The organism is Amycolatopsis sp. NPDC059021, from assembly GCF_042739895.1.
In the GTDB taxonomy this organism is placed as follows: domain Bacteria; phylum Actinomycetota; class Actinomycetes; order Mycobacteriales; family Pseudonocardiaceae; genus Amycolatopsis.
Window position 1 is genome coordinate 24,567 of the sequence record NZ_JBHYIQ010000026.1, and the last position, 23,612, is coordinate 48,178.

Here is a 23,612-nt window from a genome sequence, read left to right on the forward strand (position 1 = left end):
CAGACAGTGAGTTTTGGGGCACGTTTGGGGGCGCACTGGCGAGTGGCGGCCGCGCTGGCCACCGTCGTGCTGGCTCTGACCGCTTGTTCGACCCCACCGCCAGCTCCGGCGCCCACGCCTCAACCGAGCGAGCACAACCAGGCTCCCGCCGCCGCACCCGCTCCCGCGTTCACCGCGCCTTACCCGTTCGGCACCGTTCAGCAGAAGGCCCCGCCGGTGACCAACGGCGCCGTCCCGGTAGTTCGCCGGATCACCACCGACAAGCCCTACGTGTTCATCACCATGGACGACGGTGCGGTCAAGGATCCCGACGCGCAGCGGCTGATCCAGAGTTCGGGCACCCACCCGGTGCTGTTCCTGAACCAGAAGTACGTCAAGGGACATGAGGCGTATTTCAAGGGCATCCTCGACGCCTCGGGCGCGAATCTCGGCGATCACACGGTCGACCACCCGAACCTGCGTGGCAAGCCGTTCGAGTTCCAGCGCAAGGAGATCTGCGACAACGCCGACGACTTCCAGAAGGGCCTCGGCGTTCGGCCGTCGCTGTTCCGGCCGCCGTTCGGGAACTATGACGACAACACGTTGCGCGCGGCGGCGACCTGCGGCATGCGGGTCGCGGTCCTGTGGTCGGCGTCGGTCAACGACGGACACGTCCAGTTCCAGGCGGGCACCCAGCTCAAGCCCGGCGACATCGTGCTGATGCACTTCCGCAAAACGTTCAAAGAGGACTACAACGCCTTCCTCGAACAGGCCAAAAAGGACGGTCTCACGCCCGTCCCGCTCGCCGACTTCCTCGGCTGAGCTCTTCGCTCAGCCCGCGCCGAGGCACAGGAACGGGCGGCGCAGCGGGTCCACCGCCGTGGCCTCGGCGAGCGCCAGGGCGGGAGAGGTGCCGGAGGCCAGCCGCCGGTGCAGGTCGGCCATCGCGTCGGCGGCCGCGCGGTCACCGACCCTCGCGACCGCGCCGATCACCGTACGGCTGCCGCTGGCCAAGAGCGTCCCCGCGAACCCCAGCGCCTCCTCACCAGGCCGGATATGGCTCATCGCGAGTTCACACGCCGCGAGCACGACGCGTTCCGGCGGGCGCGCCAGCCGGGTCGTCTCGTGGGCGAAGAGCGGACCGTCGACGAGTTCGAGCCTGGAGAACAACGCGTTCGCCGGCTCGTGGGCGCCATGCGCGACCAGATGAGCCATCCCTGTTCCCTCGAGCGCCGCGAGCACGGTCTCGCTGGTCGCGTTCGCCCCGTCGACCAACCGCGCGGCCGGATAGACGTCCCGGAGTTTGCGCACTTCACCCACCGAACCCGGCACCCCGGGACCGCCGGCCAGCAGCACGGGCCCCTGGGTCGACCGCTTGCTCGCGCTCACCCACGCCGTGGCCGAGGGAGCGATCGTGACGGGATGCCCGCGCAGCGACGGCAAAGCGCCCCACGGCAATGCGTACAGCTGTCCGATCGGGACGATCACCAGCTCACGATCACCCAGCGTCTTCGCGAGTGACGCGGAGATCAAGCCATCCAGCTTGTCAGCGCGGCGCCGTGCTGACGCCGCGACGGTCTCCGCCAACGGTGTGGGCAGGTGATCCGGCGCCAGCGCGTCCAGGTCGGCGTGCAGCTGCTTCGCCGTCTCGATGATCTCGGCAAGCGGGCCGAGCTTCAGCAGGCGGAAGGTGCCGCGGTCGACGACCAGCGAATACAGCTGGCCGTTGTAGCCGACAAGACTGACCAGTACTCGCTCGCCCAGCTGCTCGACCACCTCGTCCGGCGTGCACACCGGCCGGGGTTTACCCCACTGGCTCGTGTACCAGCCGAGCCTGCTCGCTTCCTGCTGCAACGTCGCGTACCGCTGTTCGAGTGCCTTGACCGGCTCGCCCTCCAGCCGGTTGCGCTGAATCGTGCGCTGCACATGCCGCATCTCGGTGATGTGCTTGGCCAGCACCGGGTCCTCGATCACCGGCAGCGGCTCGTAGCGATAGACCTGGGCGCGCGTGCGCTCCAACCAGGCGAACATCCGCTTGGCGCCCGGAGCGTTGCGACGCGCCCGTCGCAGCACGAGCTGCAGGGCGAGCTTGCCCAGCTCCTGACCGTGGACGGCGGTGCCACAGACCAGATCGAGTCCGCCCATCCGATCCCTGATCGCCCCCAGCTCACGCAGCCCGGCCCGTGCCTGCGCGAGTGCCGAGAGAGGGCGCTCGGTCGCCACCGCCAGCTCGGCACGGCACAACCGCAACAGCATCCGGTGATCGATCGGCGTGGTCTGCCGGGGTTTCGGGACCTGCGCCAGCAGCCGTTCGGCGACGTCGACCTGTTGACGCCTCAAGTAGAGCCTGACAGCGAACAACCTCGCCGCTGCCGCCTCGTCGCGCATGCCCAGCTCGTTCAGCCGCTCCGCGAGCCCGGCGAACTCGGCCGGTAGCCGCGTCCCTGGCTTCGACCGTTCCGCCGCCAGAATCTCCGAAGCGTCCGCACGCAGCCGGGTCAGCGCGGCGATCTCGGCCCACCGCGCGTTGCCACGGCGCAGAAACCTCCGCCGCGCGGCTGACGCGAACTTCCGGGCCAGCGAGTAGTCGTGCTCCAGAATCGCCGCGGCCGCCCGGGCAACCTCGGCCTCAGCGACCTGCTGGATCGACCCCGCGCTACGCAACTGAGGCAGTGCTTCGTCGAGGTGACGGGCAGCCTCTTCGCTCAACCCAGCACTCAGCAATGCCCGAGCCTGATCGAGTCGGATGAACGGAAGTGACCCCGGCCCGGCCGCGGCAAAGATCCGCGCCGCCTGCTCGTAGTGATGCAGGGCCTGTGGCACGTCGCCTGCCAGCTGCGCGGAGTCGCCCAGCCCCTGTCTCACCTTGGCTTCCAACAGGGTGTGGCGGTTTTCGACAGCAAGCTTGAGCGCACGTCGGAGGTCGGCGAAAGCGGCCTCGGGATTATTCATCTGGACGTGGACCATGGACCTGTTGAGCAGATTGCGCGTCAGCAGGAACCCATTGTCATCGACTTCGGCTTCCAGCGCGGGGAAGATCGCCGCGAAAAGAGCGAGCGACTCTTCCCACCGTCCGGCGCGCATGAGGACGAGCGCACGTTGCAGCTTCACCGTCAGTCGTAAGACACTGCGCGGTTGTCCCGGCGGCAACCGCGACCGCACCTGCTCGGCTGTCTCCAGATGAGCTAGCCCGGCCTCGGTCGAAATGACCTCGGCATCGGCAGATGCCAGGCTGATCAGGATCCGAGCCTGGAGCTCGAGGTGCTCGGGACCAGCCTGGTCGACTCGCACCAACCGGGACAATGCCTTGTTCAGAAGCCGTGCCGCTGGTCCAGGACGCATGTCGGAGGCGACCGCCATCGCGCGACGATGGAGATCAGCCGCTGCTACGACGGCCTTTTCGGCGGAAAGAAGCGACACTGACACGCGCCCAATGGGAGCACACCCCAATCAGGGGCGTAACGCCCGTCCGGGTTTTAGAGAACTACCGTCGGCGTTACGACCGTTCGGCGGCATGACACGTCGCCCAAATGCACCAGGATCTGTGTCGTGCCTTGTGGTACGTCTTCCAGGACGAACCGGCCACCCTCGTCCGCGGTCGTCGACGTGGTTCCGTGTTCGGCGACTCTGACCTCGACCGCGTATTGCCCGGCCGGGACCAGCCACCCGTCGATTCGGTGTCGCTTGCCGATCTTGGTGAGATTGATCATCACGGTCAGGTCGCTGACGGTGAACGTGATCGTCCCGGTACCGCTGCCGCGCACTCCGGCATGGGCGTCCATCCGCTCCCAGCGGGCAACCTCGACATCGAGATCTTCCAGGGCGAGCGCGAACTGGACCCGCTGCACCAGATCGTCCGGTGGCGGGTCCAGTTCATCCAGGAAACGGTCGATGTCGGCGAGCAACATCTCGTCATCCGGAAAGGCCTTCCCCTCCGCCGCACCGATGTCGTTCATCGGCTTCCCCCTTCACTGGCGAGCAGATCGCGCATCGAGTCGAGGCAACGTCCCCTGGTCGGTCCAACACTGCCGCGTGGCATTCGCATCGCCTCCGCGACCAGCTGGTACTCGGCTCGCCCGGCCAGCACCGTCAGCCGGAGCAGCTCCTGGCAACGGTGTGGCAACCGGACGAAGGCGCGCCAAACCCGCCGATCGCGGTCGGCTCGAACAGCTTCGTCCTCGGGTGCCGGCTGAGTACTGGGCATGGATTCGGCCAGTTCGTCGCTCAGCGGCACAGGCTGAGCACGGCGGCCGTACGGATGGGTCGCCTCACGCCGGGTCGTGGTGATCAGCCACGCCGCCAGCGCCCTCGGATCGCGCAGCTTGTCCAATTGGCTGAACAACGCGAGCCACACCGTCTGGACGACATCTTCGGCGACCACACGGTCCAGCCCATTCGCCCGGGCAACGTGCCAAACGAGCGGGGTCAGCTCTTCGACCAGCTTGTTCATCGCCTGGCGGTCCCCAGCGCGCGCCGCGTGCATACACGCCGCGTGCAGCTCAGCGCCGGTCAAACCTTCCCATGGCGGGTCTACTTCTGCTGTTCGCACGTCCGTCACCGTAGCTGCCCCACTTCGGAAGTGTCTTCGGGTCGGCGCTGGCCGTATGTCGTGTCCTTCTGGGGGAAGGAGCGTGCTGCTGGCTCTGGGATACATCGATCGCTTACTTATCCGTCTTTCGGCCCAACGCCGGTTGCTGCGAGGCACCGGCCGGCGCGGGTGGTGTGGTCCCGCACCGGCCGGTACTTCCTCCTCGGATCCACTCCCCCGCAGATCCCGCCGGGCGTCCCCTCCCCCGAAGGCACACCCGACCAGGCGTGTCCGGCAGCCCCCTCGGCTACCGGACGACGCCGGTCTTGTTCAGTTCAGTGGTACCTCAGTTGCTCGGCGGCGTGTGCGGGTCGTACGTGCCGTTGGTCTGCGATCCGCCTCCGCCTCCGCCGGTCTTCGGGTCGGTCGAGACGGGCGGCACGGTCACCGGGACCGGGTTCTCCTCGGAGTTCTTGTCGGTGGGCATTGGGCCCCTCCTTCCCTCACGCCCATTAGGACGCAACGAAGGGCCCGCTAGATACACGCAGCGGAGACTTTTTTGAAGAAAACCCGAAATCTGCGTCAGGTGGGTGACACGGTCAGCCTCGTACCGCCCAGCCCGTCACCTCAAGAACACGCACTGTCACCTCACCGAGGTGTTCTGCCCACCGGCGATAGCCAGCTGGGCCAGGGTGAAACCGGTCGTCAGCGAAGGCCGTGGGGTCGAGAAGATCCGACAACATCGGCGCGTACTCGACCGCGGGTAAGGCAGCCAGCTCGGCGGCAGCGGCGTCCAAGGCGCCGGACCGTTTCGCGAGGACATTCCTCAACGGCACGGGCAACGCGGGAAAGCTCCCCATCGGCGGCACCCCGGCCAGCACAATGGGGATGGCTCCGAGCCTCCGACGCAGCGCGACGACCACCCCCAGCAGGTCTCGCCGGTAGCGAGCAGCCGAGTGCAGCTCGATCGTGTCGTTGACCCCGAGCGCGACCACCACCACGTCGGCAGGCCGGACCAACGGCACCAGCTCGTCGCGGGCGACGCGAGCGTTCGCCCCCGTCCGGCCCACTGCCTGCCAGGCCACGGCACGGCCACTGCCGGCGAGCACACGAGCAAGCTGCCCCGTCAACGCTTCTTCGTGACTGCCCGCGCCCACGCCATCGACGGTCGATTCCCCGACTACAGCAAGCCTGAGGGGAGCGCCCGAACCTCGCACAAGCCCGCGAACCGGTCCCACCGCTCCGGGAAGCCGGGGTGTCGAGCGTCGAACCCGGACAGCTTGCGCAACCAGCACCGGCGCAAGCGAGATCGTGGCAAGAGTTCGGACAGCCGACATGAGCAGACCCTAGACGCCGACCACGAACAGGCCGGCGACCTGGGCCGCTCCCCGGCCTTCGGCCCGCACGTCCGGTTCGGCTAGCTCGGCTCGGCACCTCGTTCGCGGTGCCAGCGGTCGAACATCTCGGTGAGCTCCCGGGTGATGAACGTCAGGAAGTCGCGCATCTCGACCAGTCGTTTCCCTGCCGGAGTGTCCGCGCCGAGTGCGTCGATCCCCTCCTCCGCGGCGTCTCGCCACATCAGGATCAACCGGTCTCGTTTGAGAAAGGTGGCGTACCAGAGGTCGTCGTAGAGGCGGTAGTGGTCGCGGCGCTCGCCCGGCTCCCGCTCCTTCCCCACGAGGCCGACCTGCTCCAGATAGCGGACCGCACCCGAGATGGCGGCTGGGCTCACGGACAACCGCTCAGCGAGGTCGGCTGCGGTCAGCCTGCCCTCGTCAGTCGTCATCAGGGCGGCGAAGACCCGAGCCGGCATGCGCTGCATACCGATCTGCGCGAGCGTCAGGCCCATCTTCTCGACGTAGCGGCGGACGGCGTCTTCGTCTCGCTTGGTGTCAGGCGTCGTCATCGCCCCATCCTCTCGTACCCTCCCCCACAGATCACCTGATCCAGACATTTTCTTAACTTCACAACTTCGTGAATCAAGTGTAGCTTCTTGACCATGGGAAACGCCATATCGATCTCCGGCCTGCACAAGTCGTTCGGCCGGACGAAGGCCCTCGACGGCCTCGATCTGCAGGTACCCGCCGGGGAGGTGCACGGCTTCCTCGGCCCGAACGGCGCAGGGAAGTCGACCACTGTCCGGGTCCTGCTCGGTCTGCTCCACGCAGACTCCGGCGACGTCCGGCTGCTTGACGGCGACCCGTGGAAGGACGCCGCCGCCCTGCACCGCCGGCTCGCCTACGTCCCTGGAGACGTCAACCTCTGGCCCAACCTCTCCGGGGGCGAGGTCATCGACCTCCTGGGCCGACTCCGCGGCGGCCTCGACCAGAAACGTCGCGAGGAACTCATCGAACGCTTCGACCTGGATCCCAAGAAGAAGGGGCGTACCTATTCGAAGGGCAACCGGCAGAAGGTCGCGATCGTGGCCGCCTTGGCGTCACGAGTCGACCTGCTGATTCTCGACGAGCCGACCTCGGGCCTCGATCCGCTGATGGAAGCCACCTTCCAGTACGCGATCCAGGAGGAACGCGAGCAAGGACGAACGGTCCTGCTGTCCAGTCACATCCTCGCCGAGGTCGAGGCGCTTTGCGACAAGGTGAGCATCATCCGCAACGGCCGCACCGTCGAGTCCGGCACACTCGCCGACCTCCGGCATCTGACTCGCACGTCCATCACCGCGGAGCTCGCCGGGCCACCGAATGGCCTGGCGAACCTGGAGAACGTGCACGACCTCAGGGTGGAGGGCAATCGCGTCCGCTTCGACGTGGAGACCCGCTCTCTCGATGACGCGCTGCGGCACCTCACGCAGGTCGGCGTTCGCAGTCTCGTGAGCCAGCCGCCCACGCTCGAAGAGTTGTTCCTGCGTCACTACACGGCGGAAACGAGCGCGAAATGACCGCCACTTTGGATCGCCCCGCCCGCGCGACCGCCACACCGGCCCGCGCGCTGGTCGGCACCTGGCAGCTCACTCGCCTCGCACTGCGACGAGATCGCATCATCCTGCCGATCTGGATCGTTCTCCTGAGCATCGTGCCCGCCAGCACTGTCAGTACCTACGAGCAGTTCTATCCGACGGCGGCATCGCGAGCCGCTCTGTCAGCGAGCGCCAGCACCAATCCCTCGTTCGCCCTCCTCTACGGGCCGGCCTTCGACCTGTCGACCGCGGGTGGATTCATCACCTGGCGCATGGCAGGTTTTCTGTCCGTCCTTATCGGGCTCATGGCCGTTTTCACAGTCACCCGGCACACCCGGGCGGAGGAAGACAGTGGCCGGGCGGAACTCCTCGCGTCGGCTGTCGTCGGCCGCTACGCGGCGCTCACGGCCGCTGCTCTCGTTTCAGGTGGCGCGAGCATCTTGATCGGACTTGTCCAGGCCATCAGCCTGGCAGGCGCGAAGCTCCCCGCAGGCGGTTCCATCGCGTTCGGTGCCGCGACCGCGTTAGCGGGCCTGGTATTCACGGCTGTGGCTTCGATTGCCGCACAATTGGCGGAGTACTCACGGACCGCGAACGGCATTGGTACGGCCGCGGTCGGAATCTCGTTCCTGCTGCGCGCCGCGGGCGACTCGACCACCGACGCCCGATGGCTGTCCTGGCTTTCGCCGATCGGCTGGACACAGCAGTTGCGCCCGTTTGCCGGCGAACGGTGGTGGGTACTGACGTTGCCTATCGCCACCACCTTGGTGGCGGGCGCTGCGGGATATTTGCTGTTGCCCCGGCGCGACCTCGGGGTCGGGATGCTGCCGCCACGTCCCGGGCCGGCGACAGCCGCGGCCTCCCTGCACACGCCTCTGGCTCTCGCCTGGCGACTGCATCGAGGCCCGTTGCTCGGCTGGGCGATCGGCATGGCGGTCGGCGGTGCTGTTTTCGGCTCGATCGCCAGCGGAATCGGTGATCTGGTCGGTCAAACCGAACAGACTCGCGCGATCTTCGAGCGGTTGGGTGGTTCCTCGGCTCTCGTGAACGCATTCCTCGCTGCTATGGCCGGCATCTTCGGGATGATCGTGTCGCTTTATGGGGTGCAGGCAGCCCTCAGGATGCGGAGCGAGGAGACCCTGAACCGCGTAGAACCGCTTCTCGCCACAAAGGTCAGCAGATTACGTTGGGCCGCAAGCCATCTGCTCTTCGCATTCTTGGGCACCGTGTTACTGCTCCTCGCCTCCGGCCTGATGATCGGTTTGTCGAACGGCTTCCGTAGTGGGAATGTCGGCGGATCGGTCAGCGACATGCTGCTCGCGGTTCTCGTGCAGGTTCCCGCCACGTGGGTCATCGCCGCACTTGCAGTGTCGCTCTTCGGTCTACTCCCGAAATTCTCCACCGCCGCATGGGCTGTCGGCGGCATAGCGCTGCTGATCAGCCTGCTGGGGCCGGTCGTGAACCTGCCCCAGGTGGTGCTTGACATCTCGCCCTTCCAACACCCACCGAAACTGCCTGGTCAGACCTTCACCGTCGCGCCGATGTTGTGGCTGCTGGCGATCGCCGCGGTCGCGCTCGGAGCCGGGCTCACAGGCTGGCGCCGCCGCGACGTCGGCTGACAGAAAGGTTGCCGCCGGAGAGGCATCCTGCCCTGCGGACGCGTCTCCGGCAACGACCTTGCCTCACCTTCAGAAGTAGCAGCTTTTCACCGATGACTACAAACTTGACAAATCGCGAGCGGAAGAAATTGGTCACCCTGTTCGCCGACATCCCCAGCTCAGCGCACATGGTCTTGACTTTTTCGCGCCACCTCACCCGATCGTGTAATCGCTCCCAGGGTTGGGGCCGCCGTACGTTCGGGACGTGTCCACTACCTCTTCCCTCTCCTTGAGCGAGCTCAGCAACGACGAGCTCGCAGCTGCGCTGACCGCCTCCGAATCCACTATGTCACGCGAGTTCGCGAACAATCTTGCCCTGGTTCGCGAAGCGGACAATCGAAAACTGGCCGCCGCCAAGGGCTATCGAAGTACCACCGCGCTGCTGACGACGGTCGCCCGCGTTTCGGTGGATGAAGCCAGAACACGTGTACGTCTTGCCAGAAGACCACAGGAATCGGTGGAGAATGCCCTTGCGCAGGGCCGAATATCGGCGGCTCATGTCCGGGCGATCCACTACGTCCTGTCGAAAGCGCCGGCGAGGATCGCCGACAGCGATCTGGCCGAAGCCGTATCAACCTTGGTAGAACTGGCGGAACAGTCGACGCCGACGATCGTCCGCAAAGCCGGGCATGACCTGGCTGGCTATTGGTCCGTCGACAGCCAACCCGCGGAAGATACCGAGACCGAACTCGCACGTCCGCGTCGAGCGTTTTGTTCACATCGGTTGCTGGACGGCCGCATGAAATTCAACGGCATGTTTGACCGCGAGACCGCCGCACGCCTCGAACTGCTCTTCCAGCAACTGGCCGAGCCAAAGCCACGAGATGAATTCGGACGCGCCGACGAACGCAGCCAGTCCGAACGGGAGGGCGATGCCATCGCTGAGGCTCTCGCACTCGCGGTACGCGTCACCGAGTCGGACCAGACACGGAGCGAGCACACCGTGTCGGTAACCATTCCGTTGGCGGAGCTGGAAAAACGAGCCGGCGCGACGTTCGCTCACGGCGTCGGACACGCAACCGCCACCCAGCTTCGCCGGATTTGCTGCGGTGACGTGAAGGTCGTACCCGCGGTGTTGGGTTCTGACGCCGAGGTACTCGATCTCGGCCGGAGCACACGACTGGTTACGACGGCTCAACGTGCGGCGTTAGCCTTACGTGACAAGGGATGTACTCGACCTGGATGTCGCCGCCCGGCTAAGTGGTGCCGCCCCCATTTCATCCTCCATTGGCTGGACGGCGGCTCCACCGACATGGTCAACCTCGCGCTCGTATGCGAGGAACACGAACGCGAACTGCACCACACGGACTGGGAGGTCCGCTTGATCGATGGCCGCGTCGCATTCATTCCGCCTCGTTGGCTGGATCCGAACCAGCGGCCTCTCTACAACACTGCACACGAGGTCCAAGTCGCAGCGTGACCTTCCGACGACTACCTCAGCGCGAATGCACTTTGTGATCCGCATCGACGGCTAGCTGTGCTTGCGGACCGACCGCGCCGCACGCGGGTCCTCCTGGGCGAAGTGCCACGGGCGTGACTTCAAGTATTTGAGGTTTGCCGTCGTCGAATGTCACAGTGACACGAACCTGCTGTGCGGGAAGCCCCGGCACATCAGCAAATCCGTGGCGGCCACCTACCGGCCCGACCTGAGCCGAGCAGACGCTGGCCGGGTCGTTGCCTCCGCAGGTCGACTGAACCGGCCCGGTCGAGTGAGCCAACTCGACCTGCCTCGTAACGCATTGTCCCGGCCAACAGGTTTCGACGGTAGCTCGCGCGATCCCAGGTGCCGCGCCTTCCGAGACGTCCAAGCTGATTCCGGCCGGGGCCCCTATATCCGGACACGCCGGCGCGGCGCCCGAACCGGCTGGGTGACCACAGCCGACGGCGATTGCCACGACAAAGACCGGTCCGACAAGCTTCCACATGCCGAGCAGACGGACCTGAAGTGCCCGCGGGTTGCATCCAGCCAAGCGGTTGGACGACTTGGTCCGAACGCGGTGGTCCTCGGTGCAGGATCGTCGTCGAGACGACCAACGAGCTGGGCAGCACGGTCGCGCGACAACCCGAGTGATTGTCCTCTGCGGAAGCTGAAACAAAACCAGCTGTCTCAAAGACCACAACAGATCCCGAGTAGGAGCCAACTGGACATCCGGCCCCTCGCCACGCCTAGCGTCGGTACGGCGTCGTCGACGTCTTGAGGGACAGGACTACCGGCGGAATTGCCGAGCTGCGACGGACCCGCCAGCGGTCCAAGACCGGCCGGGATCTCGATCAGGCTTCAGCTGCCGTGGTCCGCAGACCATCGATGACGACGCGCAGCAAGCGGCGGCTGTCCGGCGAATAGCGCTCCACGGCAAGGCATCCGACGATGAGCGCCCGCAGATCGTCACCGCCGATGTCGGTACGCACAGCCCCCGCTGTCTGCGCCCGCCCGAGCAAGGCGTCGAGAGCGGCGCGGAAGTCGTTGCCGGGCCCCGCGTTTTATCCCCGGCCCCCCCCCCCCGCCCCGGGCCCCCCAAATTGCCCGGTGAAACAAACCAGGCGGGTTTGGCCCGGGGAATTTTGTAAATAAAACCCCCCCGCTCCCCCCCCCCGCGCGGGCTGGCGCCCCCCCGCTCGTGGGGGGGGGCGGCGGGGGGTGTGGGGGCGGCGGCGTGTTTTTCCCCGCCCCCCCCCCCGCCCGACTCGGCCAGTGCCTCGCAAATGGCGCGGTTCAACGAAGCCTGGCGGATGACGCGCTGGAAGTAGTCGAAGAACACCTCGCCTGGATCATCCGCGGTCAGCAAGGCCTTGGCCTCCTGCGCGAACTGATCGATGCGCTCCAGGACAACAGCCTGGAAGAGAGCTTCCTTGCTGGGGAAATGCCGGTACACAGTGCCCGCTCCGACGCCAGCGAGACGCGCGATCTCGTCGAGTGGGACAGCGAGGCCTTCCGCGCCGAACGCCTCTTCCGCGGCCGCCAGGACGCGAGCACGGTTCCGCCGCGCGTCGGCACGCAGAACAGGTTTTTCCATCGAGGCCTCCTGGTCTCGTTGACAACCGGAACGGGCGTTCCGTATCGTCGGAAGCGGGTGCACCGTTCCGATTTAACACTCTGCTTCCCTGGAGAATTTCCGATGACCCGAACCGTGTCCGAAATCGCTCAGCTTGTCCGTCAGGGCATGGAATCGATCGATGCCTCCCCGATGGCCGAACTGTTCGCGGAAGATGCCGTCTACGAGTTCCCGTTCAACCCGGTCGGCATGCCACAGCGAATCGAAGGCCGAGACGCCATCATGACGACTCTGACCGCCGGCGGTGTCCGCGCTCGCCAGCTGGGCCTGGCAAAAGTACAGGTCACCACACACCTCACCGACTCCGGCTTTGTCGTCGAACTCATCGCCGAGGGACGTTCTGCGGATGATGGGACGCCGTATCGCTTCCCGTCGTCGGTCGGCGTCCTGACGGTGGCGGACGGCCAGATCACCCACTACCGCGACTACCCGAACTACGCCGGGGCGGCAGAGGTGATGGGGTCGGGAGCAAAGCCACGCAGCGACGCGCATCAGGTGTTCGACAAGTTTCTCACCGCTTCCGTGGAGAACCGCTGGGACGACGTGGCGGATCTCTACGCGGAGGACGTCGTGATCGAGCTGCCGTTCACCATCCCCGGGGTCCCGCGGGTGACCCGTGGCCGTGAAGAGCTGCGCGCCAGGTTCAAAGCCGTAGGCGAGGCGCGCCGGCTGACCAAGGCCGAGAACGTGGTGGTGCACGAAACCACCGATCCCACGGTCATCGTCGCGGAGTTCGACCTGCACAACGAAGTCCTGTCGGACGGTTCGACCTTCATTTCGTCTTACGTGATGGTCCTGACCACTCGCGACGGCCACATCGTGCATTCCCGGGACTACACCGACACCGCCGCCGCGATCGACCGGACCGCCGCGTTCAGGGCGTCGCTGTCTGGGTCGCCGACGGACTGAACAGCCGGTGCAAGGTGTCGCTCGCCTGGCCCCACACCCCCGGCACCAACAGCACCGCGAGGACCACGAACACCGGGAAGATCAGGCGTTTCTCGACCTTCTTGCCGGTCCGGAAACGCAACGGGCGTGGCGGCCGGATCTCGTACCAGGTCTCCCCTGCGATCGGGATCGGGAAGAGGAACGGACAACCCGACTCGGTGAGTGCGTCTCCCAGGCAATGGGTGATGCACCCTGCCGCCACCGCGAAGCCCAGCCAACCCGAGATCTCCTGCAGCTGTGCGGTGTGGTCGGGCGGAGCGGTCCAGACCCACCAGGCGACGGCCGCCCCGCTCACCGGCAGCAGCCAGTCTCCGAGCGCACCCTCCGCGAGCAGCAATCCCAGGACCACCACTCCGAAGACCGCCCAAGGCCCACCGGCGGAGGTTCCCGCCGCGGTCGCCGCCCCGAGCCCGGCCGCGAAGAGAACCGTGTGCGAAAGATGGCGATGCTTTCCTGTCACGTTCTCGTCCCGCGGGCCCTTCGTCAGGGCGTACGTCGCGGCCGAGACGCGGCGAAGCAGCCACGAGATCAGTCCCGTAAGCCATCCCAGCAGGCGCGACGCCTTCGCTCCGGGATGGTCGAGGTCGGGCAGCAGGGCGAAACCGGCTGTGGTGGCACCGAAAACCACGGCCTGGTGCAATGAACCGGCACCTACCGCGGGCGCGAGCGCCAGCCCCGCGCACCAACCGGTCAGGGCATGCGTGCGCCCCATCATCGTGCTGCCCCCAGGAATCCCGCGTGCCGATCGGTCGCCAGACCGTATCGGGGGATCAGGCGGGTGGTTCCTCCGACACGCTCAGATGGTCCGCGACACCGGTGAGTTCGATCACGCGGCTGACGGCGGGACTCGGCACGACTTCCAGCGCGACGTCCTGCTCACCAGCTTGGCGTTGTGCGTGCAGCACCACGTTCAGCGCGGAGGAATCGAAGAAGGTCACCCCGGTCAGATCGGCCACCACGCGTCGCGAGCGCTTCTCCGCGATCAGTCCCGCCAATGCCTCCTGCAGTTGCGGGCTGGTCAGCAGATCGAGTTCGCCGGTGACCACCACCCGAGGCTCGGACGCTCCGGTGTCCAGGGTGATACCGAACCCGGGCGGGGTGGCGTTCTGCTCGGCTGCGGGCATGCAGTTTCTCCTCGTCAGGCGCCGATACTGCGCCGGTACGCGCCTGTGGTCTCAAGCGGCAACCGTGTCACGGTCCCAGACAACTGGAGACCCAACCCTAACTCAGAAGGCGACCGCCCCGACGAGGCCCGCCATACTTTTCGGGCACAACGGCGCCACGGCGATCGGTTGAACGGTTGTTCAGCGGTCGTCAGCGAGCACTCAAAGCCTTCCGCTTTGCCCTGCGTTCACGCAGGAAGAGTTCCCGCCGTTCGATCTCGCCGAGACCGCCCCAGATCCCGTACGGCTCCTGCACGGTCATCGCGTGCTCCCGGCACTGCGCCAGCACGGGGCAGGTGTGACAGATCGCCTTGGCACGTGATTCCCGCCGTTCGCGTGCCGATCCGCGCTCGTTGTCGGTATGAAAGAAGAGGCTGCTGTCCGCCCCCCGGCAGGAACCGCGCAGCTGCCACTCCCACTCTTCCGCGACCACGTTGGGCAGCCGGCTCACGTCAGCCATGTCGTCCCCGCCTTTCCCAGGATCAACTCCTCGACCGGTACATGCCCGCCGGTGCTCCGAATCAAACGCGGGTTTGGTTTGCTCAGAGCACGGGCATTCGGTGTCCGGGGCATCCCCGGACATCTGCTGCCGCCAGCGCGAGCCGGAGAGAGGAAGACACGTGGAGGACGACTACGCCCCGCTCGACCACGAAAACGCCCAGGTCATCGAGGTGCGTACCGCCGCGATCCCGCACGTCGTCCCTACGCTGCGGACCGTGGTGGCCGACATCGCGATGCGCCAGGACTTCGACCTCGACGCGGTGGAGGACCTCCGGATGGCCGTCGACGAGGCCTGTTCGCTGCTGCTGCCCGCCGCCAACGACGGCCGGCTCACCTGTGTGTTCTCCTGGTCGGACGGGCGCATCGAAGTGACTGTCTCGGTATTGTCGGAATCACCCGAACAGGGCGAGGACAATGGCCTGTCCTGGCAGCTGCTCACCGCACTCGCGACCTCAGCGCACCGGTCTGTCACGCCTGCCGAAGGTGGATATCGTTCCAGCGTCAGGCTGGTCCGGGAGAGTGCGGCGGCCCGACCGTGACGGACCCGGTCGAGCAGAACGAACTCGACGTCACGCCACTGTTCGCCAAACTGGCCGAGTTGCCGGCGGAGGATCCGGAGCGTGAGGCGATCCGTGACCGCCTGGTCCGCGCCCACCTCGAACTCGCGCGGAACCTGGCCCGCAAGTTCCGCAATCGAGACGAGGCGATGGACGACCTCGTCCAGATCGCGACGATCGGGCTGATCCACGCCGTGGATCGCTTCGACCCGGCCCAGGGCACCGACTTCCTGGCGTTCGCGGTACCGACGATCTCCGGTGAGCTTCGTCACCACTTCCGCGACAACAGCTGGTCGGTCCGTGTCCCCCGGCGGCTGAAGGAGCTGAGCGCGAGCATCTCCGCTGCCCGGGAGGAACTCACGATCCAGTTGTCGCGAGCGCCGCGCCCCAGTGAGATCGCCACGCACCTCGGCGTGTCGATGGAGGACGTCTACGAGGGTTTGCGGGCAGGCCAGGGGCGGTATGGCGCTTCACTGGACAACCTGCTGGAAAACTCGGCCCACACCCGCTTCGGCGCCCCTGACGCCAACCTCGGCCAAGCGGAGCTCAGGGAGGCTTTACGCCCCCTGCTGGACGGCCTGGCCGAGCGGGAGCGCAAAATCGTCGCACTGCGCTTCGGGTCGGGAATGAGCCAATCGGATATCGCCCGCCGTGTCGGGGTGTCTCAGATGCAGGTTTCCCGGCTACTGGCGGCCACACTGAAGAAGCTCCGCTCACGGCTGAACGAAACGGATATCACCGACGACATCTGATTGAACGCCGCTCGCGATGGGTACTTGGCGGGCGAGCACGAGACCCGCTGGGAGGTGTGGGAACGATGACGACGTCTCGGCTGCCCTCTGCCGGGCCCGTCTCGACCGCCGCCGTGTCGCTTCGCCTCCCGGCAGATGTGACCGCCCCGGCCATCGCCCGGCACGCCGTCCGTGACGTGCTGACAGGCCTGGGTGTCCACGGCCAATCGATGGACGACGTCCTGCTCGCGACCTCCGAGCTGGTGACCAACGCCTTCGAGCACGGCGAGCAGCCGGATCGGCTCGAGCTGCAGTGCACCGGGGAGCGGCTGACGCTGCGGGTGTTCGACTCCGGCACCGAGGTACCGCGGTTGAAGGAGCCGTCTCCGAAGGTGGCACGCAGCCGGGGGCTCCAGCTGGTCCACGCTCTCGCCGAAGACTGGGGGTATGAGCGCTGCCCCGGCGGGAAGATCGTCTGGGCCGTGTTCCTGCTTCCGCTTCACGGTCCTTGACGACCCGAAGCCCGTACCTCCCGAAGCAGGGACTTCGCCTGTTCGGTTTCCCCGATCCTCTCGCGGAACGACTTGCGCTCCAGCGCGTCGACGATCGCGGTGATCATCTCCCCCAGTGAGAAAGGCAGTTCGGCGTCGAGCTGCGCAGCCGCTTCGCTGGTTGCCGCCCATTCGGCGTTCAGGATCGGCACCAGGTCCCTGGCCTTGTCGGTGAGCGACACGATGCGCTGGCGAGCGTCGGCACCGGAAGCGAGCGTGACCAGGCCGGCGCGGTTCATCTGTGCCACTGTCTGACTCGCCGCGGAGTGGGTGACCCCTGTTTCGCGAGCCAGGTCTCGGATGGGCAGTGCGCCGTGCGCGACCAACGCACGCACGACGGGGCTGTATCGCGGCCGGTAGTCGGTCAGCCCGAGGTCGACGAGAAACTTCGCGACGTCGCCGTCGAGCAGCTCCAGCACGTGCCGTAGCCGCGTTCCCAGCCCCATCGAGCTCAGGGTTTCGCCCATTCCCACGATCCTAGATCCGCGGTCCTGGCCTGCCGAGAACCGCGACCGCGCCTCGCCGTCCGCATCGCGGACAGCGGCCCGGTGATCGGCATGATGACGGCATGACCCCTGAAGAGCTTTTGACGACCACCCGCACCGTGCGGAAGCGGCTCGACCTCGAGCGCCCGGTCCCGCTCGAGCTGATCGAGCAGGCGCTGACCGCCGCGCTCCAGGCCCCGGCAGGCGGCAACATCCAGCGCTGGCACTGGCTGGTCGTGACCGACACGGCCCAGCGAGCCGCGCTGGGCGAGTTGTACCGGCGAGGCTTCGAGAAGTACCGGTCGTCCAAGCAGTTCGCCGGCAAGCAGTACGCGGACGACCCCGAACGCGCGAAGGTGCAGCAGCGGGTCGGCGACAGCGCCGAGTACCTCGCGGAGCGGATGGGCGAGGTCCCGGTGCTGCTGGTGCCCTGTATCGAGGCGAGCGAGGGTGAACTGCCGGCGGGGAACCAGGCGCCGCTGTGGGCGTCTCTGCTGCCCGCGGTGTGGAGCTACATGCTCGCCGCGCGCTCGCTCGGCCTCGGTACGGCTTGGACCACGCTGCACCTGACCTATGAGAAGGAGGCCGCGGAGATCCTCGATCTCCCGTCGAACGTCCACCAGGCCGCGCTCATCCCGACCGCGTTCTACACCGGCGACTCCTTCAAGCCTGCCGCACGGGAGCCGCTGTCGAAGTCACTGCACCTGGATCGCTGGTAACGCGAGGGCTACGGGGCGTTCGCGGTTCGACCCAGGGCATCAACCGCTGGACGCCCCAGCCGCCGCCCGCGCGGGATCAACCCGCGAGGTAGCTCTCCAACCGGTCCACGAGTTCCTTCGGACGACTGAGCAGCACCATGTGGGAACCGTCGATCTCATCGGGTTCGACCCCGAGCCGCTCACGGGTGACGCGGCGCAGGAACTCCGGCGGAAAGAACCGGTCGTCCCGGCACAGCAGCGCCTTGGCCGGCACGTCGGGCAACGCCTCGAGCGGCCACGGCTCGTTCCCCTCGGCGCTGACCTGCGAGCGGCCGTGGGCCAGGCACTCGGCGATGAGCGGCTCGGGCACATCACCGAAGTACGTCTCGGCCTGGCTCAGACCTTCGGGACCCACGAACCCCGTGTTGCCCCACCAGTCGCCGGGCTTCTCCCCGGGTGCCGGAATCATCGCCGCGACGAACACGAGCAGCCGCGCGGACACCTTGGAGCACACCAGCGGCGCCGTGATCCCGCCGTAGGAATGGCCGACGACCACCGGATCGACGCGGTCGCCGAGGGCTGTCAGCACGGCGTTCGTGAAGTCGATCAGCCCGGCCGACCGGTCTTCGATCGGCAGGTCCGGCGCCACGACCTCATGTCCGCGGCGGCGCAGCTCCGCCGCGACCAGATGCCAGTCCCAGCCGCTGCTGCCGCCACCGTGAATCAGCACGAACGTCGCCATGACGATCCCCTCTTTCCCCAGACCCGCGGCCCACCCTGCCGCACCGCGGGACCGGTCAGCAACGGCGCAGCATGTCCTCGAGCGCTGTCTTCTCGCCGGTCGTGACGGTCAGGCCGTAATAGTGCTTCACCACGATCCAGTCCGTCGCGTAGGTGCACCAGAAGGACACCAGCGGCGGTTTCCACTGGTCCGGGGCTTTGTCGCTCTTCTCCCGGTTGACGCTGTTGGTCACCGCGAACAGCTGGGGCCTGGTCAGGTCGTTCGCGAACTGCTCCCGCTTCTCGGTCGTCCACGACTTCGCGCCGCTGACCCACGCCTGGCCCAGCGGAACCATGTGGTCGATGTCGAGGTCGCCGGGTTTGGTCCAGGTCTCGCCGTCGTAGACGCTGGTCCAGGTGCCCGCGGTCGGGTTGCAGTCGGCGCCTGCCTTGACGTCCTTGCCTGCCCGCTTGAGCACCAGCTCACGGGTGTTGCAGCTATTGCCCTGGTTGTCCCAGTGCGGGAACTTCTTCCGGTCGTAACCATCCATCGTGCCGCGCTGCGCCACGATGAGTTCGGCCAGCTGCTTCCGCGCGTCGCCCGTACTGGCTGGCGGAGGCGCAGACGACGAGGGTTCGGCCCCGACGCCGCGGCCTGCCACCCAGAACGCCACCAGTGCGGCCACCAGCACCGCGGCGACCAGCAGGATCCGCTGGGTCATCGACGGCTTCCAGGTCCGAGACGCCACCATCGGGTCCTTTCACTCACGGTCCGCGACCGGCGAGTATGCCGCCGCGATTCGCGGAAACCGCGCCGACACGACGAGCTGGCGCGAACGTGACCGAGACCACCGAGCGCTCCGGTGTCACGTCCGGCTCCGAATCCCCGACTACCGAGCAGGTCCCGGAGGGAGCGATGCCGATGCCCGATCGGCCCCGGAAGTGGAACAAGCGCTTCGACACCTACCTGCACCGCAAAGCCGCGGAGCGGGGCAACGTGCTGGCCATGGCCGGCCTGGCCGCGATGCTGCGGGAGCAGGGTGAACTCGCCGAGGCGGAGGCCTGGTACCGGAAGGCGGCGGCGGGCGGCGACCGCGTCTCGATGACCGCGCTCGCCCACCTGCTGGCCGAGCGCGGAGCCCACGACGAGGCCGAGCGCTGGTACCACGAGGCCGCGGTCGCCGGCGACGCGCACGGAATGCTGCATCTGGGGCGCGCCCACGAGCGACGTCATGAGTTCGAGTCGGCTGAACGTTGGTGGCGCTCAGCAGCCGACGCCGGCGACGTCGACGCCATGGCCGCGCTGGGACATCTCCTCATCACGCGCGGTCGCCCCGCGGAAGCGGACGAGTGGTGCCGGCAGGCAGCCGAAGCCGGAAACACCGGCGCGATGGTGGACCTGGGCGTGCTCCTGCGTGAACAAGGCAGGGCAGCGCAGGCCATCCGCTGGTGGCACCGCGCGCTCGAGGGCGGGGAGCTGGCGGCGACGTGCCTGCTCGGCCACCAGGCGGAACGAGTCGGGCGGCCACAGGAGGCCGAGGACTGGTACCGCCGCGGCGCCGAAGGCCGCGACCGGCAGGCGATGGTCCGGCTGGGCCTGCTGCTGCACCGGCGTGGTGATCTCGGGGAAGCCGAGGTCTGGTACCTCGAGGCCGCCGAACAAGGTGACGCGGTGGCCTTCACGAACCTGGGCGTCCTCGCCCGTCATCGCGGTGACGATCAGCAGGCCGCCGCCTGGTACCGGCAGGCGGCCGAGCACGGCAGCGTGCCCGCACTGACTCACCTGGGGTATCTCGCCGAGGCGGCCGGTGATGCCGCGCGGGCCGAAAAGTGGTTCCAGTCGGCGGCCGAATCCGGTGACGTCCAGGGCATGCTCGGCCTGGCGCGCCTGCTGGAAGCACGCGGCGCCGACGCTGCGGCAAGGGCCTGGCTGACCAGGGCGGACAACGCGCGGACGGACAGTGACCGCCATTGATCGGCACAGCCCCGGTAGGACTATTGTGTGACGCAGTTCACAGACTTACCGTGATGCTGGATCCCACCGGCACGACATCGGTTCACCGGACAGACCCACCGGGAGGCGATGGGATGAGGCCACGCGTATTGGTCGCGGCTATCGGCAACATGTTCCTGGGCGACGACGGCTTCGGCATGGAAGTGCTCAGCGAACTGGCCAGAGCGGACCTGCCCAACTGGGTGCAGATCGCGGACTACGGAATCTGCGGCACGCACCTGGCCGACCTGCTCGGCGACTACGACACCACGATCCTGCTCGACGCCACCCCGCACGGGCGTCCGCCCGGATCACTGTCCCTGATCGAGGCCGCCTCCGAGGATCTCCCTTCGTCCGCCGCCGTCGACGCGCACGGGTTGCACCGCGACGCCGTGTTCCGGCTGCTGCGCCTGCTCGGCGGCGACGCCGGACGGGTCCTGATCATCGGTTGCGAACCGGCCCGTACAACCGGCGGCATCGGCCTGAGCCCCGAAGTAGCCGCGGCGATACCGGCGGCGGTCGCCGCCGTCACCGAACTCGCCTGGGGCGACGCGGCCGATGGAGCACAGGCACGTTTCGGCAAGCTGGCCTCGGCATAGCGTCACCCGCCCTACTAAGTCCACTGTGGACGCTTTGGGCGCACGACCCCAGCGCCACCAACGAAGTACGCCGGTGATCTGACCCACAGCGGTCCTGTCGATGTCCCCGAACCGCCCATCTCGCGCAGCCACCGACGCTTACGATGCCGGGACGCAAAACCGGCTGAACGACGAGGTGGCCCATGATCGGATTCGAGACGGACCTGCAGGATCTCAGGGACGCGAGCAAGGACCTGGGAGCGGCCGCCGACGCCGCGGCCGCGGCATCGGCGGGTGTGGCCGGTCTCGACGTCCCCACCTCGTCCGGCGCGGGCGGGATCTTCGACATCGCGGGCATGCTGCCCACCTACAACGCCTTCGGACGAACGCTGGGTATGCCGACGGTGGCGAAGGCCTACAACGATCATCTGCGTCTGATCGAGGACCTGATCAAGAGGCTCCACGAGACCACTCTGGACACCAGTCACGCGCTCATGACGGTCGCCGACCTGTACGAAAAGGCCGACCAGGACGCGAAAACACGGGTGCAGCGGGCTGCCGCGCAGCTGGACGAAAGCTGAGGGTGACGGACGTGGACAGCTATTTCGGCGCGCTCGACGCAGAGACGACGTCGGGCGAGGACGGCAACCGGGCGGCGCTGCTCGAAGGCATCTCGGACGACCTGCTCGACGGTGCGAACGACGCCCTCGACGCCATCGAGTACCTGCGCTACTCGGACTTCATGGCGATGAAGATGTACGACTGGGACAAGATGCGGAACGAGGTCGCCGGCGCCTACCGCGAGTTCTCCGACGCGGACATCGACCGGGAGTCGGCCAAAGGCCTGCAGGAGATGATCAACCAGTTCGACAAGATCTGGAAGACGCTCCAGGAGGACTCCAAGACGAAGCTGGATCAGGCCGAGAAGCGGATGGAGTACTGGCGGGGCGAAGCGGCCAACGCCGTCAAGTCCTACATCAACGACCTGTCGGAAACCTACGCGCGCGTGGAAACCAAGATCACCGTGCTGGAGAGCGACGTGGTGGCGGCGCGCGAAGCCATCGCGACCGCCCGGCAGGACCTGTCCAACCTCGGCTCGGCCTTCAAGGAAACGGCGAAGAAGTTCCAGAAGGACAAGGCGCAGCAGAGCGACGCAGCGGCGTCCAAGGTGCTGGCCGCCGCCTTCGCCGGCGCGGTCACCGGCCTGCTCGCCGTCGCCACCGGCGGCGCCGGAGCCGCGGCGGGCGGGGCCATCTTCACGGCGGCGAACGGCGCCTTGGTCGCCGGGAACGTCGCGGGGGCAGCACTCGGCCAGGTCGTCGCCAACAGCGCCGAAGTCAGCGGCGACAACGTGCTGGACATCTACGCGAGCTTCATGGACAACGTCGACAAGATCCGCTCCGGAATGGGCGACACGGCCGACGACCTCGCCAAGCACATCGGGATCGAATCGCGGGACCTGCCGCAGATCCCGCCGCCACCGGACGTCAGCCCCGGCGACCACTTCGACCCGGGCAACTTCGAAACCGGCCACACGTCACGGCAGACCGAGAAGCGGGTCCGGGACTCCGGCGTCGACATCGCGCCCGACGGAACGATCAGCAATGGTGGCAGCGGCACCGCGGGATCCGTGCGTGAGTGAGGCCGGCCGGGAGGCTGCTCGTCACCTGGAGGAAGCGCGCGAGGCCATGGTGACCGCGTTGAACACGTTGTCGGCGGACGTGACGTCGCCTGGCGGTGTGGTCTCCCTGTCGGTCAACACGGACGGGGTCATGACGCGGCTCCGGCTGTCGGACGCGGTGACCGGGATGTCGGAGGCCGAGATCGCCGACCTCGTGATGCGCACCTACGCCAAGGCACAACGGCAGTCGGCCGAACGCAGTGCCGAGTTGCTGCGCCCCTTGGGCAACGCGGGTTATCTGACCGACCGGCTGCGGTGGCGGTTGCAGTTCGAGCCCACGATGCAGGCGGCCGAAGAGCCGCCCCGCACCGACCGGCCGCAGCGGGTCAAGCAGGAAGGCCACTACGAGTACCTGAAGGATCGCTCGGACAACGTGGGCCGCCCGGCCGCGGAGAAGGCCGAAGCCCGGCCGGTGAGCGATGACGAGTGGTACGACAAGGGCATGCGGTTCGATCCGGCCTGGTGACCGGAGCGAACGCGAGGACGGCGAGTTCGTGACTTCACGGGCTCGCCGTCCGCTTTCCGGGCGAGGCGAGGCGAGCCGACGCGGTCTGTCCAAACGGGACCGGCTGTGGCGAGCACCACGGCCCGCACCAAGGGGCGGAAATAGAGAAACCCGCCTGTTACCAGGCGGGTTTCCCGTTTACTGTCTCAACCAGACGTGCGCCCGAAGGGATTCGAACCCCTGACCTTCTGATCCGTAGTCAGATGCTCTATCCAGCTGAGCTACGGGCGCGTGTTCAGTTGTGCAATCTAGCATCCGGCGAACCGGATACCAGCGGAGGCTCCGGGATTTGAACCCGGGAGGGGGGGTTACCCCCAACCGCATTAGCAGTGCGGCGCCATAGACCAGACTAGGCGAAGCCTCCCAGGC

The 23,612-nt window shown here is 67.2% G+C and carries 26 protein-coding genes, 2 tRNA genes and 2 pseudogenes; 14 read left to right on the forward strand and 16 right to left on the reverse strand.

Going from position 1 to position 23,612, the window contains the following annotated elements; all coding sequences use genetic code 11:
- Positions 1 to 6: 6 nt before the first annotated feature.
- Positions 7 to 801, forward strand: coding sequence for a polysaccharide deacetylase family protein (locus ACFWX1_RS17610; RefSeq protein ID WP_378388453.1), 795 nt, complete (start codon positions 7 to 9; stop codon positions 799 to 801).
- 9 nt (positions 802 to 810) lie between these two features.
- Here the strand turns inward: ACFWX1_RS17610 and ACFWX1_RS17615 are convergent, their stop codons facing one another.
- The 6 genes from ACFWX1_RS17615 to ACFWX1_RS17640 all read right to left on the reverse strand — a co-directional run bounded on the left by ACFWX1_RS17615 (position 811) and on the right by ACFWX1_RS17640 (position 6,413).
- Positions 811 to 3,339 (reverse strand): CHAT domain-containing protein, encoded by a 2,529-nt coding sequence (locus ACFWX1_RS17615; protein WP_378388455.1) that lies wholly within the window; start codon positions 3,337 to 3,339, stop codon positions 811 to 813.
- 116 nt (positions 3,340 to 3,455) lie between these two features.
- The gene (locus ACFWX1_RS17620; protein ID WP_378327415.1) at positions 3,456 to 3,935 is read right to left on the reverse strand and encodes a carboxypeptidase regulatory-like domain-containing protein; all 480 of its coding nucleotides are present in this window, start codon (positions 3,933 to 3,935) and stop codon (positions 3,456 to 3,458) included.
- On the reverse strand, positions 3,932 to 4,537 hold the full coding sequence (locus ACFWX1_RS17625) for an RNA polymerase sigma factor (RefSeq protein ID WP_378327416.1): 606 nt from the start codon (positions 4,535 to 4,537) through the stop codon (positions 3,932 to 3,934). Before ACFWX1_RS17625 ends, ACFWX1_RS17620 begins: the two co-directional genes overlap by 4 nt.
- A 316-nt stretch (positions 4,538 to 4,853) precedes the next feature.
- On the reverse strand, positions 4,854 to 4,994 hold the full coding sequence (locus ACFWX1_RS17630) for a hypothetical protein (protein WP_378327417.1): 141 nt from the start codon (positions 4,992 to 4,994) through the stop codon (positions 4,854 to 4,856).
- 112 nt (positions 4,995 to 5,106) lie between these two features.
- Positions 5,107 to 5,844, reverse strand: coding sequence for an SGNH/GDSL hydrolase family protein (locus ACFWX1_RS17635; RefSeq protein WP_378388457.1), 738 nt, complete (start codon positions 5,842 to 5,844; stop codon positions 5,107 to 5,109).
- An 80-nt stretch (positions 5,845 to 5,924) separates the two neighbouring features.
- Positions 5,925 to 6,413 carry a GbsR/MarR family transcriptional regulator gene (locus ACFWX1_RS17640; protein ID WP_378388459.1) on the reverse strand — a complete coding sequence of 163 codons (489 nt, stop codon included), beginning with the start codon at positions 6,411 to 6,413 and terminating at the stop codon, positions 5,925 to 5,927.
- A 93-nt stretch (positions 6,414 to 6,506) separates the two neighbouring features.
- Between ACFWX1_RS17640 and ACFWX1_RS17645 the strand changes: the two genes are divergently transcribed.
- From ACFWX1_RS17645 to ACFWX1_RS17655, 3 genes are all read left to right on the forward strand, one after another.
- Positions 6,507 to 7,403 (forward strand): ATP-binding cassette domain-containing protein, encoded by an 897-nt coding sequence (locus tag ACFWX1_RS17645; RefSeq protein WP_378388461.1) that lies wholly within the window; start codon positions 6,507 to 6,509, stop codon positions 7,401 to 7,403.
- A complete protein-coding gene (locus tag ACFWX1_RS17650; protein ID WP_378388463.1) occupies positions 7,400 to 9,040 on the forward strand; it encodes an ABC transporter permease in 1,641 nt (546 codons plus the stop codon). The genes ACFWX1_RS17645 and ACFWX1_RS17650 overlap by 4 nt, the downstream gene beginning before the upstream one ends.
- Before the next feature lie 244 nt (positions 9,041 to 9,284).
- Entirely contained in the window at positions 9,285 to 10,499 is a 1,215-nt protein-coding gene (locus tag ACFWX1_RS17655; protein WP_378388465.1) for a DUF222 domain-containing protein, read from the forward strand.
- 851 nt (positions 10,500 to 11,350) lie between these two features.
- On the opposite strand, the pseudogene ACFWX1_RS17660 reads toward ACFWX1_RS17655, so the two are convergent.
- Together ACFWX1_RS17660 and ACFWX1_RS17665 are read right to left on the reverse strand one after the other, a co-directional pair.
- A pseudogene (locus ACFWX1_RS17660) lies at positions 11,351 to 11,557 on the reverse strand (TetR/AcrR family transcriptional regulator); the annotation flags it as partial.
- Between the two features lie 203 nt (positions 11,558 to 11,760).
- A pseudogene (locus ACFWX1_RS17665) lies at positions 11,761 to 12,093 on the reverse strand (TetR/AcrR family transcriptional regulator); the annotation flags it as partial.
- Positions 12,094 to 12,240: 147 nt separating this feature from the next.
- Between ACFWX1_RS17665 and ACFWX1_RS17670 the strand changes: the two are divergent.
- On the forward strand, positions 12,241 to 13,041 hold the full coding sequence (locus tag ACFWX1_RS17670; RefSeq protein ID WP_378388590.1) for a nuclear transport factor 2 family protein: 801 nt from the start codon (positions 12,241 to 12,243) through the stop codon (positions 13,039 to 13,041).
- Here ACFWX1_RS17670 and ACFWX1_RS17675 read toward each other — a convergent pair.
- The 3 genes from ACFWX1_RS17675 to ACFWX1_RS17685 form a co-directional block, all read right to left on the reverse strand.
- A complete protein-coding gene (locus tag ACFWX1_RS17675; RefSeq protein ID WP_378388592.1) occupies positions 13,007 to 13,792 on the reverse strand; it encodes a metal-dependent hydrolase in 786 nt (261 codons plus the stop codon). The genes ACFWX1_RS17670 and ACFWX1_RS17675 overlap by 35 nt on opposite strands.
- A 58-nt stretch (positions 13,793 to 13,850) precedes the next feature.
- The gene (locus ACFWX1_RS17680) at positions 13,851 to 14,204 is read right to left on the reverse strand and encodes an STAS domain-containing protein (RefSeq protein ID WP_378327425.1); all 354 of its coding nucleotides are present in this window, start codon (positions 14,202 to 14,204) and stop codon (positions 13,851 to 13,853) included.
- A gap of 190 nt (positions 14,205 to 14,394) precedes the next feature.
- Complete coding sequence (locus ACFWX1_RS17685; RefSeq protein ID WP_378388467.1) at positions 14,395 to 14,703, reverse strand: WhiB family transcriptional regulator; 309 nt, start codon at positions 14,701 to 14,703, stop codon at positions 14,395 to 14,397.
- 160 nt (positions 14,704 to 14,863) lie between these two features.
- Between ACFWX1_RS17685 and ACFWX1_RS17690 the strand changes: the two genes are divergently transcribed.
- The 3 genes from ACFWX1_RS17690 (at position 14,864) to ACFWX1_RS17700 (ending at position 16,544) form a co-directional block, all read left to right on the forward strand.
- Positions 14,864 to 15,283 (forward strand): anti-sigma factor, encoded by a 420-nt coding sequence (locus ACFWX1_RS17690; protein ID WP_378388469.1) that lies wholly within the window; start codon positions 14,864 to 14,866, stop codon positions 15,281 to 15,283.
- On the forward strand, positions 15,280 to 16,053 hold the full coding sequence (locus ACFWX1_RS17695; protein ID WP_378388471.1) for a SigB/SigF/SigG family RNA polymerase sigma factor: 774 nt from the start codon (positions 15,280 to 15,282) through the stop codon (positions 16,051 to 16,053). The genes ACFWX1_RS17690 and ACFWX1_RS17695 overlap by 4 nt, the downstream gene beginning before the upstream one ends.
- A gap of 65 nt (positions 16,054 to 16,118) precedes the next feature.
- Complete coding sequence (locus tag ACFWX1_RS17700; RefSeq protein ID WP_378388473.1) at positions 16,119 to 16,544, forward strand: ATP-binding protein; 426 nt, start codon at positions 16,119 to 16,121, stop codon at positions 16,542 to 16,544.
- On the opposite strand, the gene ACFWX1_RS17705 is transcribed toward ACFWX1_RS17700, so the two are convergent.
- On the reverse strand, positions 16,532 to 17,050 hold the full coding sequence (locus ACFWX1_RS17705) for a MarR family winged helix-turn-helix transcriptional regulator (protein ID WP_378388476.1): 519 nt from the start codon (positions 17,048 to 17,050) through the stop codon (positions 16,532 to 16,534). The two genes, ACFWX1_RS17700 and ACFWX1_RS17705, sit on opposite strands and share 13 nt — an antisense overlap.
- A gap of 101 nt (positions 17,051 to 17,151) precedes the next feature.
- Between ACFWX1_RS17705 and ACFWX1_RS17710 the strand changes: the two genes are divergently transcribed.
- The gene (locus ACFWX1_RS17710; RefSeq protein ID WP_378388478.1) at positions 17,152 to 17,787 is read left to right on the forward strand and encodes a nitroreductase family protein; all 636 of its coding nucleotides are present in this window, start codon (positions 17,152 to 17,154) and stop codon (positions 17,785 to 17,787) included.
- Between the two features lie 76 nt (positions 17,788 to 17,863).
- Here ACFWX1_RS17710 and ACFWX1_RS17715 read toward each other — a convergent pair whose 3' ends face one another.
- A complete protein-coding gene (locus ACFWX1_RS17715; protein WP_378388480.1) occupies positions 17,864 to 18,508 on the reverse strand; it encodes an alpha/beta fold hydrolase in 645 nt (214 codons plus the stop codon).
- 55 nt (positions 18,509 to 18,563) lie between these two features.
- Entirely contained in the window at positions 18,564 to 19,238 is a 675-nt protein-coding gene (locus ACFWX1_RS17720) for an HNH endonuclease family protein (protein ID WP_378388482.1), read from the reverse strand.
- A 170-nt stretch (positions 19,239 to 19,408) separates the two neighbouring features.
- On the opposite strand from ACFWX1_RS17720, the gene ACFWX1_RS17725 reads away from it, so the two are divergent.
- The 5 genes from ACFWX1_RS17725 to ACFWX1_RS17745 all read left to right on the forward strand — a co-directional run bounded on the left by ACFWX1_RS17725 (position 19,409) and on the right by ACFWX1_RS17745 (position 23,204).
- The gene (locus tag ACFWX1_RS17725) at positions 19,409 to 20,461 is read left to right on the forward strand and encodes a tetratricopeptide repeat protein (protein WP_378388483.1); all 1,053 of its coding nucleotides are present in this window, start codon (positions 19,409 to 19,411) and stop codon (positions 20,459 to 20,461) included.
- 113 nt (positions 20,462 to 20,574) lie between these two features.
- Positions 20,575 to 21,078 (forward strand): hydrogenase maturation protease, encoded by a 504-nt coding sequence (locus tag ACFWX1_RS17730; protein ID WP_378388485.1) that lies wholly within the window; start codon positions 20,575 to 20,577, stop codon positions 21,076 to 21,078.
- Positions 21,079 to 21,260: 182 nt separating this feature from the next.
- Positions 21,261 to 21,638 (forward strand): hypothetical protein, encoded by a 378-nt coding sequence (locus ACFWX1_RS17735; RefSeq protein ID WP_378388487.1) that lies wholly within the window; start codon positions 21,261 to 21,263, stop codon positions 21,636 to 21,638.
- 11 nt (positions 21,639 to 21,649) lie between these two features.
- On the forward strand, positions 21,650 to 22,699 hold the full coding sequence (locus ACFWX1_RS17740) for a hypothetical protein (protein ID WP_378388489.1): 1,050 nt from the start codon (positions 21,650 to 21,652) through the stop codon (positions 22,697 to 22,699).
- Positions 22,692 to 23,204: a YbaB/EbfC family nucleoid-associated protein gene (locus ACFWX1_RS17745; protein ID WP_378388491.1), complete on the forward strand. Its 513-nt coding sequence runs from the start codon at positions 22,692 to 22,694 to the stop codon at positions 23,202 to 23,204. Before ACFWX1_RS17740 ends, ACFWX1_RS17745 begins: the two co-directional genes overlap by 8 nt.
- A 196-nt stretch (positions 23,205 to 23,400) precedes the next feature.
- On the opposite strand, the gene ACFWX1_RS17750 is transcribed toward ACFWX1_RS17745, so the two are convergent.
- Both ACFWX1_RS17750 and ACFWX1_RS17755 read right to left on the reverse strand, forming a co-directional pair.
- Positions 23,401 to 23,474 (reverse strand) — tRNA-Arg (locus tag ACFWX1_RS17750).
- A 43-nt stretch (positions 23,475 to 23,517) separates the two neighbouring features.
- Positions 23,518 to 23,607, reverse strand: a tRNA-Ser gene (locus ACFWX1_RS17755).
- Positions 23,608 to 23,612 lie beyond the last annotated feature (5 nt).

Coding starts and splice junctions, on each gene's coding strand:
- ACFWX1_RS17640 (WP_378388459.1), bottom strand. CDS start 6,413: ATGACGACGCCTGACACCAAGCGAGACGAAGACGCCGTCCGCCGCTAC.
- ACFWX1_RS17675 (WP_378388592.1), bottom strand. CDS start 13,792: ATGGGGCGCACGCATGCCCTGACCGGTTGGTGCGCGGGGCTGGCGCTC.
- ACFWX1_RS17720 (WP_378388482.1), bottom strand. CDS start 19,238: ATGGTGGCGTCTCGGACCTGGAAGCCGTCGATGACCCAGCGGATCCTG.
- ACFWX1_RS17680 (WP_378327425.1), bottom strand. CDS start 14,204: ATGCCCGCAGCCGAGCAGAACGCCACCCCGCCCGGGTTCGGTATCACC.
- ACFWX1_RS17730 (WP_378388485.1), top strand. CDS start 20,575: ATGAGGCCACGCGTATTGGTCGCGGCTATCGGCAACATGTTCCTGGGC.
- ACFWX1_RS17705 (WP_378388476.1), bottom strand. CDS start 17,050: ATGGGCGAAACCCTGAGCTCGATGGGGCTGGGAACGCGGCTACGGCAC.
- ACFWX1_RS17630 (WP_378327417.1), bottom strand. CDS start 4,994: ATGCCCACCGACAAGAACTCCGAGGAGAACCCGGTCCCGGTGACCGTG.
- ACFWX1_RS17700 (WP_378388473.1), top strand. CDS start 16,119: ATGACGACGTCTCGGCTGCCCTCTGCCGGGCCCGTCTCGACCGCCGCC.
- ACFWX1_RS17710 (WP_378388478.1), top strand. CDS start 17,152: ATGACCCCTGAAGAGCTTTTGACGACCACCCGCACCGTGCGGAAGCGG.
- ACFWX1_RS17635 (WP_378388457.1), bottom strand. CDS start 5,844: ATGTCGGCTGTCCGAACTCTTGCCACGATCTCGCTTGCGCCGGTGCTG.
- ACFWX1_RS17650 (WP_378388463.1), top strand. CDS start 7,400: ATGACCGCCACTTTGGATCGCCCCGCCCGCGCGACCGCCACACCGGCC.
- ACFWX1_RS17620 (WP_378327415.1), bottom strand. CDS start 3,935: ATGAACGACATCGGTGCGGCGGAGGGGAAGGCCTTTCCGGATGACGAG.
- ACFWX1_RS17715 (WP_378388480.1), bottom strand. CDS start 18,508: ATGGCGACGTTCGTGCTGATTCACGGTGGCGGCAGCAGCGGCTGGGAC.
- ACFWX1_RS17685 (WP_378388467.1), bottom strand. CDS start 14,703: ATGGCTGACGTGAGCCGGCTGCCCAACGTGGTCGCGGAAGAGTGGGAG.
- ACFWX1_RS17670 (WP_378388590.1), top strand. CDS start 12,241: ATGGAATCGATCGATGCCTCCCCGATGGCCGAACTGTTCGCGGAAGAT.
- ACFWX1_RS17615 (WP_378388455.1), bottom strand. CDS start 3,339: ATGGCGGTCGCCTCCGACATGCGTCCTGGACCAGCGGCACGGCTTCTG.
- ACFWX1_RS17735 (WP_378388487.1), top strand. CDS start 21,261: ATGATCGGATTCGAGACGGACCTGCAGGATCTCAGGGACGCGAGCAAG.
- ACFWX1_RS17725 (WP_378388483.1), top strand. CDS start 19,409: ATGCCCGATCGGCCCCGGAAGTGGAACAAGCGCTTCGACACCTACCTG.
- ACFWX1_RS17645 (WP_378388461.1), top strand. CDS start 6,507: ATGGGAAACGCCATATCGATCTCCGGCCTGCACAAGTCGTTCGGCCGG.